We start from the raw sequence: 15,154 nt of genomic DNA on the forward strand, positions 1-15,154 counted from the left end.
CCCGGACCGGGTGCGGCGGCCTCCGTCGTTCACGGCGTGGCGGCCGGCGAAGGGGTCGTCCGCGCGCCCGGCTGCTTCGAGGGCGACGCGGACGGCTTTCCGTCCGGGCCGGCCGGCTTCCCGGACTCCAGTGCCGCGGCCATCTGCGCGAGGCGCTCCGGTCCCGCGGTACCGGTGACGACCGTCGTCGCCCCTTCGGCCTTCAGGACCAGGGCGTCGTACTTCGGGCCCTCCCACAGATGCCAGGTCTTTCCGGCCACCTGCCGGGTCTTCCCGGTCTCCTTCGCCTGCTGGCTGACCTTACGGACGTACTTGCCGGACGCCGACGTCGACTGCTCGACCGCCACGTACTCGCCGTCCGGGTCGAGGAAGCCCAGATGCCACGCGTGCCCCTCGGAGCGGTCGTACGAGACGGAGGTCGGCTTCCATCCCCCGGCCAGCCCCTGCGGGGCGGCCACCCCGTACGGAGCCGCGCGCTGCGCGGTCAGGAGCTCCACGCGGTAGTCGATCGCCTTGATCGGATCCGCCTTCTCGTCGTGCGGAACCAAGGTGTAGATCCCTGCGACGACGACGCCGATCACCGCCATCGACAGCACCATGTCCCGCACCGTCTGTCTGCCTCGCATACCTGCCACGCCCACAATGGTCGCATTAGGGTGGCGCGCTCATACGTGGACCCCTCTGCTCAATATGTCGATGTACCGATAGAGTCGCATCACCCTCTCATCCGGCCGTCGTCGTACAGAAAGGTGCGCTCCGATGACCGAGCACAACTTGCCGCCCCAGCTCGAGGTCTCGCCCGAGGCCCCCGACCGCAATCTCGCCCTGGAGCTCGTCCGGGTCACCGAGGCCGCCGCCATGGCCGCCGGCCGCTGGGTCGGGCGCGGCGACAAGATCGGCGCCGACGGAGCGGCTGTCAGAGCCATGCGGACCCTCGTCTCGACCGTGTCGATGAACGGCGTCGTCGTCATCGGCGAGGGCGAGAAGGACGAAGCCCCGATGCTGTTCAACGGCGAGCGGGTCGGCGACGGCACCGGCGCCGAGGTCGACATCGCCGTGGACCCGATCGACGGCACCACGCTCAACGCGAAGGGCATGCCGAACGCCATCGCCGTACTGGCCGCGGCCGACCGCGGCACCATGTTCGACCCGTCAGCGGTCTTCTACATGGAGAAGCTGGTCACCGGCCCCGAGGCCGCCGACTTCGTCGACATCAACGCCCCGGTCTCGGTGAACATCCGCCGTGTCGCCAAGGCGAAGAACGCCAACCCCGAGGACATCACGGTCGTCATCCTGGACCGCCCCCGTCATGAGGGAATGGTCAAGGAGATCCGCGAGACGGGCGCCCGGATCAAGTTCATCTCGGACGGAGACGTCGCCGGTTCGATCATGGCCGTCCGCGAGGGCACCGGCGTCGACATGCTGATGGGCATCGGCGGCACACCGGAGGGCATCATCTCCGCCTGCGCGATCAAGTGTCTCGGCGGCACGATCCAGGGCAAGCTCTGGCCGAAGGACGACGCCGAGCGGCAGCGCGCGCTCGACGCCGGGCACGATCTGGACCGGGTGCTCCACACGAACGACCTGGTCAGCGGGGACAACGTGTTCTTCGTCGCCACCGGCATCACCGACGGCGAGCTCCTGCGCGGCGTGCACTACCGCGCGGAGACCGCCACCACGTCCTCCCTGGTGATGCGCTCCAAGTCCGGCACGATCCGCAAGATCGACTCGACGCACAGGCTGTCGAAGCTGCGGGCGTACAGCGCGATCGACTTCGACCGAGCGAAGTAGCCCCAGCGCCTGGGCGGACCGAGCCACGCAAGCAAGAGGCGCCCCCGTGTGCGGCGGGGGCGCCTTCCTGTGTCCTGCGGAGTCCTGCGAAACCTCGGGCGAAGCCTGTCGCCGGGCCGGTCAGGCCGCCGACGCGGGCTTCTTCAGCTCGATCTCGCGCCTGCGGCGCCGCGCCAGCACCACGCGGCGCTCGGCCGCCGTGAGCCCGCCCCACACTCCGTAGGGCTCGGGCTGGAGCAGCGCGTGTTCGCGGCACTCCACCATCACGGGGCAGCGGGCGCAGACCCGCTTCGCCGCCTCCTCGCGGGACAGCCGCTCGGCCGTCGGCTCCTTGGACGGGGCGAAGAACAGCCCGGCTTCGTCCCGGCGGCACACCGCCTCCGCGTGCCAGGGCCCGTCCTGATCCTCCCGAGCCGGACTGCGCTGGGTCGGAACGGCGGCTACCTGCAGGGACTGATGCGGCAGTTGCAGCACGGTCTACTCCTGACGACGGCTTCGCGAGCGAGAGACGATGCACCTGTCCCTACCCGCTGTACGCGTGCCTATGCACTGAGTGGCACGCAGTTCCGAGGCCCGGAATCGCGCACGGGCGCCCCGCGGCGCAAAAGCGTTCCGAGGCCCGGCCGCGTCAGTGCAGGTGTTTGCGCAGGCGGTCGTGGAGATCGGAGATACGGCGGCCCCGCTTGGGCTTGGCCTCGACATTGCCGAAAACCGTGTACCCGTTGACGACCACCACGGGCGCCTCCGGATCCGCCGCCTCCAGCGTGTGGACCTCGAAGTTTCCGACGATCCCGGTGCCGCTGCCGCGCAGGGAGATGTTCTCCGGGACGCGCACCTCGACATTGCCGAAAATGGCCGTCGCGTTGATCACCGTGAGCCGCTGCCCGAACAGCGCCTCGGTGAGGTCGATCTCGATGTTGCCGAAGAGGGCGAAGGTGTTGGTCCTGCGGCCTACACGCCAGCGGCCCTTGCGGGTGGAGCTGGAGAAGACGGCGATCAGGTTCTCGGCGGGGCCGGCGGGCAGCTCGGAGTCGTCGGCGCCCGCCACCCGCGCGGCCGCGCGCCTGGTCGCGGCCGGCAGGTCCTGCACCAGCGGCTCGAGCTCCCCCACGGTCTTGGCCCGGTAGGCGGCGTCGATCCGCTCGGCGTGCTCGTCGGCGTCCAGCCTGCCCTCGGCCATGGCTTCCCGGAGGATGTCCGCGATCCGGTCACGATCGGCGTCGGACGCGCGGATGGCACCGGTGGTGTCCGCGGGGACGACCGGTTTCTGGGGCTGCTTGTCGAGGTCCACGGAGCCAGGGTAGCGAAACGCGATAGATCGCGACTAGTGGCCCATCCGGACGGGCGCGGCGCGCGGTGGCGCGCCCCCGGGCGGACACAGGTGCCGGCAAGTGAGCCTTACCTCACAGGATCGGGACCCCCCGTGCGCTCTACATTGGATGGCGCTGCCAATGGAGGCAGCCGCGTCTGTGAAGTGAGGAATGGGCGAAATGCCGGAGTTCGCGTATACGGATCTGCTCCCGCTGGGAGAGGACACCACCCCGTACCGGCTGGTGACGGCCGAAGGTGTCTCGACCTTCGAGGCCGACGGACGCACCTTCCTCAAGGTCGACCCCGAGGCGCTGCGCCGGCTCGCCGCCGAGGCGATCCACGACATCCAGCACTACCTCCGCCCCGCGCACCTCGCCCAGCTGCGGCGCATCATCGACGACCCCGAGGCGTCCTCGAACGACAAGTTCGTCGCCCTCGACCTGCTGAAGAACGCCAACATCGCGGCGGCCGGCGTGCTCCCGATGTGCCAGGACACCGGCACGGCCATCGTGATGGGCAAGCGCGGCCAGAACGTGCTCACCCAGGGCCGCGACGAGGAGGCCCTGAGCCGCGGCGTCTACGACGCGTACACCAAGCTCAACCTGCGGTACTCCCAGATGGCCCCGCTGACCATGTGGGAGGAGAAGAACACCGGCTCGAACCTGCCCGCGCAGATCGAGCTGTACGCCACCGACGGCGGCGCCTACAAGTTCCTCTTCATGGCCAAGGGCGGCGGCTCCGCCAACAAGTCCTTCCTCTACCAGGAGACGAAGGCCGTGCTCAACGAGGCGAGCATGATGACGTTCCTGGAGGAGAAGATCCGTTCGCTGGGTACGGCCGCCTGCCCGCCGTACCACCTGGCCATCGTCGTCGGCGGCACGAGCGCCGAGTTCGCGCTCAAGACCGCGAAGTACGCCTCCGCGCACTACCTGGACGAGCTGCCCGCCGAGGGCTCGGAGCTCGGGCACGGCTTCCGCGACGAGGAGCTGGAGAAGAAGGTCTTCGAGCTCACCCAGAGGATCGGCATCGGTGCCCAGTTCGGCGGCAAGTACTTCTGCCACGACGTGCGCGTGGTGCGTCTGCCGCGGCACGGGGCCTCGCTCCCCGTCGCGATCGCCGTCTCCTGCTCGGCCGACCGCCAGGCCGTCGCCAAGATCACCGCCGAGGGCGTCTTCCTGGAGCAGCTGGAGACCGACCCGGCGCGCTTCCTGCCGGACACGACCGACGAGCAGCTCGCCGAGGACGGCGACGTCGTGAAGATCGACCTGAACCGTCCCATGGACGAGATGCTGGCCGAGCTGAGCAAGTACCCGGTCAAGACCCGCCTTTCGCTGACCGGTCCGCTGGTCGTGGCACGCGACATCGCGCACGCCAAGATCAAGGAGCGGCTGGACGCGGGCGAGGAGATGCCGCAGTACCTGAAGGACCACCCGGTCTACTACGCCGGCCCGGCCAAGACCCCCGAGGGCTACGCCTCCGGCTCCTTCGGTCCGACCACGGCCGGCCGCATGGACAGTTACGTCGAGCAGTTCCAGGCGGCGGGCGGCTCCAAGATCATGCTCGCCAAGGGCAACCGCTCGAAGCAGGTCACCGACGCCTGCGGCACGCACGGCGGCTTCTACCTGGGTTCGATCGGCGGCCCGGCGGCGCGCCTCGCGCAGGACTGCATCAAGAAGGTCGAGGTCGTCGAGTACGAGGAGCTCGGCATGGAGGCGGTCTGGAAGATCGAGGTTGAGGACTTCCCCGCGTTCATCGTCGTCGACGACAAGGGGCACGACTTCTTCACCGAGCCGGCCCCGGCGCCGACGTTCACCTCGATTCCGGTGCGGGGCCCCGGGCTCGCGTAGAGCGAGGACAACGCCCGACGGGCGTAGCGGGTCCGGGGCGGCGGCCCCGGACCCGCTACGCCCCGCGTGACTACACGAAGCGCTGGTTCGCCGCGCCCGTGCACGCCTGCAGACGCACCGCTTCCTTCGCCGATGCCAGCGTCAGGCAGAGGGACTGGTCCGCCGCCGGGCGGATCGTGTCCCCCGTGCGGACGAACTGCTGGTTCGCGCCGCCGTGGCAGTTCCACACGATCAGGCCCGCGCCCGCCCGGTACGTACCGCCGGACACGTCCAGACAGCGGTCCTGGGTCAGCTCCGTGTGCAGTGACCTGCGGGCGGAGTCGTACCACCAGCCCTGGTTGCGGCCGCCGTGGCAGTCCCAGCCGAGGACAGCGGTGCCGTTGCGGCTCACCGCGGCATCGACGTCGACGCAGCTGCCCGTGGCCTGGTTCTTCAGCGGACGGTACGCGTCGTCCCAGGCCAGCGGGAAGAGCTCCGGCTTGCCGCCGGACGCCACGTCGGCACAACTCGCCTCACGCAGCCCCGAGTTGTAGATCTGGGTCAGGCACGACGCGAAGGCGGCGTGGCCCCGGATGTTGGGGTGGAAGGACTGGCGGACCGAATTGGAGTCCGGCGGGAAGGGGTTGGTGATGTCCACATAGAGCCCGCGCGCCCAGGTGTCCTCCATGCAGACCTCGTGGCCGTGGAAGAGGCGGGAGTTGTCGAGGTAGACCGCGCCGGTGTTCCGGGCCACGGCGCGCATGCCGCGTTCGAAGGCGGGGACGGCGGTGTTGCGGCCCCACACGGTGTCGGAGTCGTAGCCCGTCCCGCCGCAGAACAGCTTGCCGGGGAAGTGCGGGTTGTCGCGGAAATCGGGGCCTATGGGGCTCGGGTAGCCCATGACGACCAGCTTGTAGTCACCGTCGGCGTAGCCGGCCTCTCGCATCACGGTGCGCAGGTCGCGGACCGTCTGCTCGACCTTGGGGGCCAGGCCGTCCACGCGCGCCTGCCAGCCGGGCGCGTACTTCGGGGCGCACGGGCCCTGGATGGTCAGATAGCGCACCACGCAGTCGGTCATCACCGGGCCGAACTGCAGGTCGTCGTTGGCGCCGGCCACCAACAGCACCATCTTGACACGGGTGTTGCGGGCCTTGATGGCGAGGCTGTCGCTCTGCACGAGTTCGTCGGCGTGCTGCTTGTGGCCGCCGATCCTGATGTTTCCTGTGTCCGCGCCGGAGCAGGCGACGTTGTAGGTGACGTCGGCGGCGATGCCGGTGCGGTGGATGGCGGCGTCGGGCGAGCGGTGACACCAGTTGTCGGGGCCGTTGGTGCCCGGCTCGTAGGTGCCGACGCCCTCGCCGGAGATCTCGCTGTCGCCGAGCGAGATCAGGCCGGTCTTCCGCTGGGAGAACGGGCGTTCGGCAGGGCTGCCGTAGAGCGCGGTGGCCTCGGCGGCCCGGAGGGCCTCCAGCTCGGCCGGCAGGGGGACGGATGCGCTGTTCGTGGGGGCGGTGGTGTTCCCGGCCACGGCAGGGGCCGCGGACGCCGCCCCGCCGAGGACGGTGGCGAGTAACGCGGCGGCCGCGACCGTGGCGCCCAGTCTTCGAAGTCTGTGTCCGGTGCCCTTCATTGCGCCTCCCCGGAATGTGGTTTCCCGGGGTATTTACTGGCGGGTAGCGAAGATGGGAATAGACGGAACAAGACAACTGCTCACCTTTTCTGGGAGGTACGACACCGATGAGCGACGCGAACGGGTTCCGGATCGAGCACGACTCCATGGGCGAGGTGCGGGTCCCGGCCCACGCCAAGTGGCGCGCACAGACACAGCGGGCCGTGGAGAACTTCCCCGTCTCGGGGCAGCGCCTGGAGCGTTCGCACATCGCTGCCCTGGCCCGTGTCAAGGCGGCCGCCGCCAAGGTCAACGCCCAACTGGGCGTGCTCGACAAGGACATCGCCGACGCCGTCGTCGATGCGGCCGACGAGGTGGCCGAGGGCCGCTGGGACGAGCACTTCCCGGTGGACGTCTTCCAGACCGGCTCCGGCACCTCGTCGAACATGAACGCCAACGAGGTCATCGCGACGCTCGCCACCGAGCGGCTCGGCCGCGAGGTGCACCCGAACGATCACGTCAATGCCTCGCAGTCGTCCAACGACGTCTTCCCCTCCTCCATCCACATCGCGGCGACGGCGGCCGTGACCGGCGATCTGATCCCGGCGCTGGAGCATCTGGCGGCCGCGCTGGAGCGCAAGGCGGCCCAGTTCGCGGCGGTCGTGAAATCCGGCCGTACGCATCTGATGGACGCCACCCCCGTCACCCTCGGCCAGGAGTTCGGCGGCTACGCGGCCCAGGTCCGGTACGGGATCGAGCGGCTGAAGTCGTCCCTGCCCCGGCTCGCCGAACTCCCTCTCGGCGGTACCGCGGTGGGCACCGGCATCAACACCCCGCCCGGTTTCGCGGCCGCGGTCATCGCCGAGGTGGCGCGCACGACCGGGCTGCCCCTGACCGAGGCCCGGGACCACTTCGAGGCCCAGGGCGCACGCGACGGCCTGGTGGAGGCGTCCGGCCAGCTGCGCACGGTCGCCGTCTCGCTGACCAAGATCGCCAATGACCTGCGCTGGATGGCGTCCGGCCCGCGCACCGGCCTCGCCGAGATCAATCTGCCCGATCTGCAGCCCGGCTCCTCGATCATGCCCGGCAAGGTGAACCCGGTGATCCCCGAGGCCGTCCTGATGGTGACGGCTCAGGTGACCGGCAACGACGCCACGGTCGCGGCGGCCGGTGCGGCCGGGAACTTCGAGCTGAACGCGATGCTTCCGGTGATCGCCAAGAATGTGCTGGAGTCCGTCCGGCTGCTGGCGAACGCCTCGCGTCTGCTGTCCGACCGCACCGTCGACGGCATCACGGCCAACGCCGAGCGTGCCCGTGAGTACGCGGAGTCCTCGCCGTCGGTCGTCACCCCGCTCAACAAGTACATCGGCTACGAGGAGGCGGCGAAGGTCGCCAAGAAGTCGCTCGCGGAACGGAAGACGATCCGGGAGGTCGTCCTCGAGTCCGGCTATGTGGAGCGTGGAGCGCTGACCCTGGAACAGCTGGACGCGGCGCTGGACGTGCTGCGCATGACGCATCCCTGAGCCTCGGCCGCACGGATCCCGTGACGTGGGTCGCAGCGGGTCGAGGGGCCCTACACCTAGGATCTGCGCATGACAGGCACGGAACGCTTCGCACGCTGGACGGCAGGGGACCACATCCTCTGGCGTTACCGCGGCCATGCCCCGGACCTGGAAGGCCGCGCCCTGACCATCTGCCGCCCCGTGACCGTCGTGAAGGACACCGCCGACGTGCTGGCGGTGTGGATGGCCCCGGGGACGGAGTGCGTGAAGCCGGTGCTCGCCGACGGCACCCCGGTGCACGAGGAGCCGCTCGCCACCCGCTACACGGCGCCGCGCACGACCACCCGGGACCGCTGGTTCGGTACGGGCGTCCTCAAGCTGGCCCGCCCGGGTGACCCGTGGTCGGTGTGGCTGTTCTGGGAGCCGGGCTGGCGGTTCAAGAGCTGGTACGTCAACCTCGAGGAGCCTCGTACCCGGTGGGCGGGCGGTATCGACTCCGAGGACCACTTCCTCGACATCTCGGTCTACCCGGACCGCAGCTGGCTGTGGCGGGACGAGGACGAGTTCGCGCAGGCCCAGCAGGTCGGCCTGTTGGACGCGGCCAAGGCCGAACGGGTACGGGAGGCGGGCCGTGCGGCCGTCGCGGCCATCGGGTCCTGGACGGCCCCGTTCTGCGACGGCTGGGAGCACTGGCGCCCGGACCCGTCCTGGCCGGTCCCCCACCTCCCGGCGGACTGGGACCGGACCCCGGCCCGGCTCGCTTCCTGATCCGGCCGCGCGGCACACCGCGTCCGGCCGGGCGCGCCGCGCCGGGCGGCGGAAGTGAAGTGGCTGATTCCCGTTGGGGAACACGCTCCGGCGCATATGACGTCGTGAGACTCTTGATGCGCCCCCTGGGGTCAAACGTAGGATCGTCGTCCGCAAGGCTGCGCCGGACGAGGGAGCACTGAGCGCAGGGAACTGACCGACCGTAAGTCACAACGAACGATCACGAGTCTCAAACTGGGGGTGGAGCTGTGCCGGATGCCCGCCACCCTGTCGTGGCTGCCCGCAGAGCGGGTATACCGCCCCACGAGGCGGTTGCATCGCCCAACCGGCCCGGACGGACGGAATCCCACGCGTGACGGAGCATCCCACCTCCCACGAAGGCCGGCAGCCCCTGGCTGCCCGGTCCCAGGAACGCACCCGGCCTCGGGTCCAGGCGCCCGCGGCCGCGGCTGCCGCTGCCGCGGCCACGCCCTCGGGGCCGCCGCCGCAGCCGCGTGCGGGACAGGTACAGCCCCAGGTGCAGGCACAGGCACCCGCGCCGGACATCGCGGGGACCGCGCGCCGCGAGGGTGACCGGCTGCGGTTCGTCGGGGCCGCCACCCGGCGGATCGCGCGCGGGATCGACCTGGACGAGATCGTGCTCGGGCTGTGCCGGGCGACCGTGCCGACGTTCTCGGACGCGATCCTCGTCTATCTGCGCGATCCCCTGCCCGTCGGCGACGAACGCCCCGTGTCACCGTTCGTGCTGCGGCTGCGCCGCACCGACCGGCTCCGTTTAAGCGGTGAGGACGCGGATCAGGCCGTGGGATCCGCCCTGCCGGTCCTCGATTCCCAGCACGAGGTCGCCCCGGCCGCCGAGCTGTGCGAGGTGCGTTCCGGCGGAGCCCTGTCCGAGGTGCTGCGCGGGGTGCGTCCCGTCTTCGGCGACTCGGCCGCCGCCCGGGCGGCGCTGCCCGAGCTGCTCGGCGACGGCCGGTCCGTACCCCTGGGCCACCGGGCCATACTGGCCCCGCTGCGCGGGCGTCGGCGTGTCATCGGTGCCGCCGTGTTCCTGCGCCGTCCCGACCGGCCCGCCTTCGAGCCCAACGACCTGCTGGTCGCCGCCCAGTTGGCGACGCACACCGCGCTCGGCATCGACAAGGCCGTGCTGTACGGCCGCGAGGCGTACATCGCCGACGAGCTGCAGCGCACCATGCTGCCCGACTCGCTCCCCCAGCCGACCGGTGTCCGGCTCGCCTCGCGCTATCTGCCGGCCGCCGAGACCGCCCGGGTCGGCGGTGACTGGTACGACGCCATCCCGCTGCCGGGCAGCCGCGTCGCACTGGTCGTCGGCGATGTCATGGGCCACTCGATGACCTCCGCGGCGATCATGGGCCAGCTGCGCACCACCGCGCAGACCCTGGCCGGGCTGGATCTGCCGCCCCAGGAGGTGCTGCACCACCTGGACGAGCAGGCCCAGCGGCTCGGCACCGACCGGATGGCGACCTGCCTGTACGCGGTCTACGACCCGGTCTCGCACCGCATCACCATCGCCAACGCCGGTCATCCGCCGCCGGTCCTGCTGCACCTGGGCGGACGGGCCGAGGTGCTGCGGGTGCCGCCCGGCGCGCCCATCGGCGTCGGCGGGGTGGACTTCGAGGCGGTGGAGCTCGACGCCCCGGCCGGAGCCACGCTCCTGCTGTACACGGACGGCCTGGTGGAGTCACGGCTGCGCGATGTGTGGACGGGGATCGAGCAGCTGCGGGAGCGGCTCGCCGCCACCGCCCAGCTGACCGGCCCGGACCACTCGCCGCCGCTGGAGGCCCTCTGCGACGACGTGCTGGACATGCTCGGCCCCGGCGACCGGGACGACGACATCGCGCTGCTCGCGGCCCGTTTCGACGGGATCGCGCCGAGTGATGTCGCCTACTGGTTCCTGGAGCCGGAGGACGCGGCACCGGGCCGGGCGCGCAGGCTGGCCCGTCGTGCGCTGGCCCGCTGGGGTATGGAGGAGCTGAGCGACTCGGTGGAGCTGCTCGTCAGCGAGGTGGTGACCAATGCCGTTCGGTACGCCGAGCGGCCGGTGACGCTGCGGCTCCTGCGGACGGACGTGCTGCGCTGCGAGGTCGGTGACGACTCTCCGCAGCTGCCCAGGCAGCGGCGGGCGCGGGACACCGACGAGGGCGGTCGCGGGCTGTTCCTGGTGAACCGGCTGGCAAGGCGGTGGGGGGCGACCCGGCTGTCCACCGGCAAGGTGGTGTGGTTCGAGCTGCCTACCCGTACGTAACAAAGTTCTGGAATCCACCCAAATGTTGCCGACGTCGCATCGTCGGAGTTCACTGGGGCAGACGTCCGAAGCGACCAGAATTCCCTCAGAACGACGGGAGGACGCTTGTGACCGAGTCACCCCCCAGGACTCCGTACACGACGAACAACGCCGGCGTCCCGGTGGAGAGCGACGAGCATTCGCTCACCGTGGGTTCCGACGGTCCGATCCTGCTCCAGGACCACTATCTGATCGAGAAAATGGCCCAGTTCAACCGTGAACGGGTTCCCGAGCGGGTGGTGCACGCCAAGGGGGCGGGTGCGTACGGCATCTTCGAAGTCATCAATGATGTAAGCCAGTTCACCAGGGCCGACCTCTTCCAGCCGGGCAGGCGCACCGAGATGCTGGCCCGCTTCTCGACGGTCGCCGGTGAACAGGGCTCCCCAGACACCTGGCGCGACCCGCGTGGCTTCGCGCTGAAGTTCTACACCGAGCACGGCAACTACGACCTGGTCGGCAACAACACGCCGGTCTTCTTCGTACGCGACACCATCAAGTTCCAGGACTTCATCCGGTCCCAGAAGCGGCATCCGGCCACCGGGCTGCGGAGCAACGACATGCAGTGGGACTTCTGGACGCTGTCCCCCGAGTCCGCGCACATGGTGACGTGGCTGATGGGCGACCGCGGCATCCCGAAGACCTACCGCCATATGAACGGCTACGGCTCCCACACCTATATGTGGATCAACGGCGGCGGCGAGCGGTTCTGGGTGAAGTACCACTTCAAGACCGACCAGGGCATCGACTTCCTCACCCAGGCCGAGGCGGACGAGCTGGCCGGCGCGGACGCGGACAAGCACCGCCGCGATCTGTGGGAGTCGATCGAGTCCGGGAACGCGCCGTCGTGGACCCTCAAGGTCCAGATCATGCCGTTCGAGGACGCGGCCGACTACCGCTTCAACCCGTTCGACCTGACCAAGGTGTGGCCGCACGGCGACTACCCCCTGATCGACGTGGGCCGGATGACGCTCGACAAGAACCCTGAGGACTACTTCATCCACATCGAGCAGGCCGCCTTCGAACCATCGAACATGGTGCCCGGCATCGGACCATCGCCGGACAAGATGCTGCTCGGGCGGCTGTTCTCCTACCCGGACACGCACCGGTACCGGATCGGGCCGAACTACGCCCAGCTGCCGCCCAACAGGGCGCGATCGCAGGTGAATTCGTACGCCAAGGACGGCCCGATGCGCTACGAGCCGGCGAACGCGGCCAGGCCCTACGCCCCGAACTCGTACGGCGGGCCGGCGGCCGACTTCCAGCAGTTCGGCGACCCGGCGGGCTGGGCGGCCGCCGGCGAGCTGGTGCGCGAGGCGTACAAACTGCATGCCGAGGACGACGACTGGGGCCAGCCGGGCACGATGGTCCGCAAGGTTCTGGACGACGCGGCCCGTGAGCGGCTGGTGTCGAACGTCGGCGGGCATCTGCTCGAAGGGGTCACCAAACCGGTGCTGGACCGGGCGCTGGAGTACTGGCGCACCATCGACAAGGACATCGGCGACCGGATCGCCAAGAAGGTGAACGGCGGCTGACCAGGCACAGGAAGGGCCCGGCGCGAATGCGCCGGGCCCTTCCTGTGGCCGAGACGGGCAGGCCTACTACGGCTGTTTGGGCGGCCGGACGCCACCGTTCGTCGTGCCGGTCGTGGTGCCGCTCGTCGTACCGCCGGTGTCGGTGCCCCCGGTGTCGGTGCCCCCGGTGTCCGTACCGCCGGTGTCGGTACCGCCCGTGTCGGTACCGCCGGTGTCCGTACCGCCGGTGTCCGTACCGCCGGTGTCCGTACCGCCGGTGTCCGTACCGCCGGTGTCCGTACCGCCCGTGTCGGTACCGCCCGTGTCCGTACCGCCGGTGTCGGTGCCACCCGTGTCCGTACCGCCCGTGTCCGTACCGGGCGACTGCGTCGGGTCGGGGCTCTCGGTCTCCTCGGTCTCGGTCTCGGACTGGGCCGGGTCCGGGTCCGGGTCGGGGCTTGCGCTCTCCGCGACCTCCAGGTCGAACTGCGCGTCGGAGCCGCCGTTCAGCGCGCCGAGCGTGTAGTCCGCCCAGATCCTGGCCGGGAAGCCACCGCCGTTGGCGCGGCCGGAGTTGGCGGTGCCGGTCAGCGTGACCTGCCCCCCGCCCTCCTTCGGTGACTCGCCGAACAGCGCGACGACCGTGGTCAGTTCGGGTGTGTATCCCGCGAACCAGGCCGACTTGTTGTTCTCCGACGTGCCGGTCTTGCCCGCCGCCTGGTAGGCGCTCGTGTTGGCGGCCTGGCCTGAGCCGTACTTCACCACGCCGGTCAGCCCCGCGGTCACGGTGTCGGCCGCCTCACGGCTGATCACGCGGTCGCCGATCGGGTCCGCCAGCTCGAGCCGGCGGTCCTTGTGCTCGGCCTTGGCCACGATCGTCGGGGTGACCTTCTTGCCGTGGTTGTCGAGCGTCGCGTACACGCCGGCCATGTCCCAGGTCGAGGCGCCCATCGTGCCCAGGGTGATGGCGGGACGCTCGGGGAAGCCGTCGCCGTCCTTCATCCCGAGGTCGAGTGCGGTCTTCTTCGCATCGGCCGGGCCGACGTCGACGATCATCTGGGCGAAGACCGAGTTGATCGACTTGTTGAGGGCCTGCTGGACCGTGACCGGGCCGTAGCTGCGGTTGTCCTCGTTCTCCGGGCTGAACGGGGTGTCGCTGCCGACCACCGGGCGCTTGCTGGTGCCGTCGTAGACCGTGTTGAGGCCGATCGGCCGGCCCTCCTGCGTCAAGGATTCGTTCTCGAGCGCGGAGGCGAACACGATCGGCTTGAACGTCGAGGCGGGCTGGTAGTCGGAGCGGGTGGCGTTGGAGAGCCAGTGCTTGGTGGCGTCCACGCCGCCGTACAGGGCGACGACCTTGCCCGTCTTGGGGTCGACCGAGGTGGCGCCGGCCTGCACCGTGGCGTCGGTCTTGTTGTTCTTGCGGTCCAGCTGGTCCTCGAGCTGGCCCTCGACTGCCTTCTCCAGTGCCTTCTGGCGCTTGGAGTCGATGTTGAGGGTGATCGTCCAGCCGCCGGCCTGCAGGTCCTCCTCGTTCAGGCCCTGCCGGGCCAGCTCACGGTTGGCGGCCTCGACGAGGTAGCCGGTCTGGCCCTCCATGCCGGGGGCGGCCTTCGGCGCCTTGGGGGCGGGGAACTTCAGACCCGCGCGCTTGCCCTGGTCGAGCCACTCCTCCTCGACCATGTTGTCGAGGACGTAGTTCCAGCGCTCCGTCACCAGCTTCCTGCCGGTGTCGGAGGCGACCGCCCAGTCGTACTGGCTGGGGGCCTGGAGGACAGCTGCCAGGTACGCGCCCTGGGCGACATTCAGGTCGGCCGCGTCGACGCCGTAGTACGCCTGGGCCGCGGCCTGGATGCCGTAGGCACCCCGGCCGTAGTAGCTGGTGTTGATGTACCCGGCGAGGATCTCGTTCTTGCTCTTCTTCTGATCCACCTTCAGCGAGATCACCAGCTCCTTGAGCTTGCGGGTGACCGTCTGGTCCTGGTTCAGGTAGTAGTTCTTGACGTATTGCTGGGTGATGGTCGAGCCACCCTGCTTGCCCTTGCCGCTGAGCGTGTTCATCAGGCCGCGCGCGGTGCCCTTGAAGTCGACACCGGAGTCCTGGAAGAAGCCCTTGTTCTCGGCCGCGACGAAGGTGTACTTGACTTCCTCCGGAATCTTCTCGAGCCCGACGATCTCACGGTTGACCTCGCCGTCGCGGGTGAGGATCTTGCCGTCGCTGAACTTGTAGATGTTGCTCTGCTTCTCGGCCTGCTTGTTCGGATTGGGCACCGGGACCAGCAGATAGATCACGAAGAACGCGCCCATCACCAGCAGGCAGATCCCGAAGAAGGTGCCGAGCAGCTTCCTCCAGGTGAAGAACCGGCGTATGCCCGTGGGCCCCGCCTTTCCCGCCCGGCGCGCACCGCGCTGCCGGGCCGCCTGTCGCGCTTCCGCTCGGCCCATCGGATTCGTTGCTCCGCTCTTCGTCTCTGCGTCGGTCGCCCGTGTGTCGTGGTTCGCCGGACCTCTGCCTGGTGTCCGGAATCAGC

The 15,154-nt window shown here is 69.8% G+C and carries 11 protein-coding genes; 6 read left to right on the forward strand and 5 right to left on the reverse strand.

Annotated features, from left to right (window positions below; all coding sequences use genetic code 11):
* Positions 1–29 precede the first annotated feature (29 nt).
* Positions 30–626 carry a DUF4245 domain-containing protein gene (locus OHS70_RS13045; protein ID WP_328405590.1) on the reverse strand — a complete coding sequence of 199 codons (597 nt, stop codon included), beginning with the start codon at positions 624–626 and terminating at the stop codon, positions 30–32.
* A gap of 133 nt (positions 627–759) precedes the next feature.
* Here OHS70_RS13045 and glpX point away from each other — a divergent pair, with 133 nt between their 5' ends.
* The gene (gene glpX / locus OHS70_RS13050) at positions 760–1,791 is read left to right on the forward strand and encodes a class II fructose-bisphosphatase (protein WP_328396962.1); all 1,032 of its coding nucleotides are present in this window, start codon (positions 760–762) and stop codon (positions 1,789–1,791) included.
* Positions 1,792–1,911: 120 nt separating this feature from the next.
* On the opposite strand, the gene OHS70_RS13055 is transcribed toward glpX, so the two are convergent.
* Together OHS70_RS13055 and OHS70_RS13060 are read right to left on the reverse strand one after the other, a co-directional pair.
* Positions 1,912–2,265, reverse strand: coding sequence for a WhiB family transcriptional regulator (locus OHS70_RS13055; protein ID WP_328396964.1), 354 nt, complete (start codon positions 2,263–2,265; stop codon positions 1,912–1,914).
* Positions 2,266–2,419: 154 nt separating this feature from the next.
* Positions 2,420–3,082 (reverse strand): DUF1707 SHOCT-like domain-containing protein, encoded by a 663-nt coding sequence (locus tag OHS70_RS13060; protein ID WP_328396966.1) that lies wholly within the window; start codon positions 3,080–3,082, stop codon positions 2,420–2,422.
* Positions 3,083–3,281: 199 nt separating this feature from the next.
* On the opposite strand from OHS70_RS13060, the gene OHS70_RS13065 reads away from it, so the two are divergent.
* Positions 3,282–4,949, forward strand: a complete 1,668-nt coding sequence (locus OHS70_RS13065; protein ID WP_328396968.1) for a fumarate hydratase — start codon at positions 3,282–3,284, stop codon at positions 4,947–4,949.
* A 70-nt stretch (positions 4,950–5,019) separates the two neighbouring features.
* Here the strand turns inward: OHS70_RS13065 and OHS70_RS13070 are convergent, their stop codons facing one another.
* Positions 5,020–6,558: a ricin-type beta-trefoil lectin domain protein gene (locus OHS70_RS13070; protein WP_328396970.1), complete on the reverse strand. Its 1,539-nt coding sequence runs from the start codon at positions 6,556–6,558 to the stop codon at positions 5,020–5,022.
* A 107-nt stretch (positions 6,559–6,665) separates the two neighbouring features.
* On the opposite strand from OHS70_RS13070, the gene OHS70_RS13075 reads away from it, so the two are divergent.
* From OHS70_RS13075 to OHS70_RS13090, 4 genes are all read left to right on the forward strand, one after another.
* Entirely contained in the window at positions 6,666–8,060 is a 1,395-nt protein-coding gene (locus tag OHS70_RS13075; protein WP_328396972.1) for a class II fumarate hydratase, read from the forward strand.
* 69 nt (positions 8,061–8,129) lie between these two features.
* Positions 8,130–8,807 (forward strand): cytidylyl-2-hydroxypropylphosphonate hydrolase, encoded by a 678-nt coding sequence (gene fomD / locus OHS70_RS13080; RefSeq protein WP_328396974.1) that lies wholly within the window; start codon positions 8,130–8,132, stop codon positions 8,805–8,807.
* Between the two features lie 352 nt (positions 8,808–9,159).
* On the forward strand, positions 9,160–11,073 hold the full coding sequence (locus tag OHS70_RS13085) for a SpoIIE family protein phosphatase (protein WP_328396977.1): 1,914 nt from the start codon (positions 9,160–9,162) through the stop codon (positions 11,071–11,073).
* Positions 11,074–11,180: 107 nt separating this feature from the next.
* Positions 11,181–12,644 carry a catalase gene (locus tag OHS70_RS13090; protein WP_328396979.1) on the forward strand — a complete coding sequence of 488 codons (1,464 nt, stop codon included), beginning with the start codon at positions 11,181–11,183 and terminating at the stop codon, positions 12,642–12,644.
* A 66-nt stretch (positions 12,645–12,710) separates the two neighbouring features.
* Here the strand turns inward: OHS70_RS13090 and OHS70_RS13095 are convergent, their stop codons facing one another.
* Entirely contained in the window at positions 12,711–15,068 is a 2,358-nt protein-coding gene (locus tag OHS70_RS13095; RefSeq protein WP_328396981.1) for a transglycosylase domain-containing protein, read from the reverse strand.
* Positions 15,069–15,154 lie beyond the last annotated feature (86 nt).

Source organism: Streptomyces sp. NBC_00390 (assembly GCF_036057275.1).
Classification (GTDB): Bacteria; Actinomycetota; Actinomycetes; order Streptomycetales; family Streptomycetaceae; genus Streptomyces.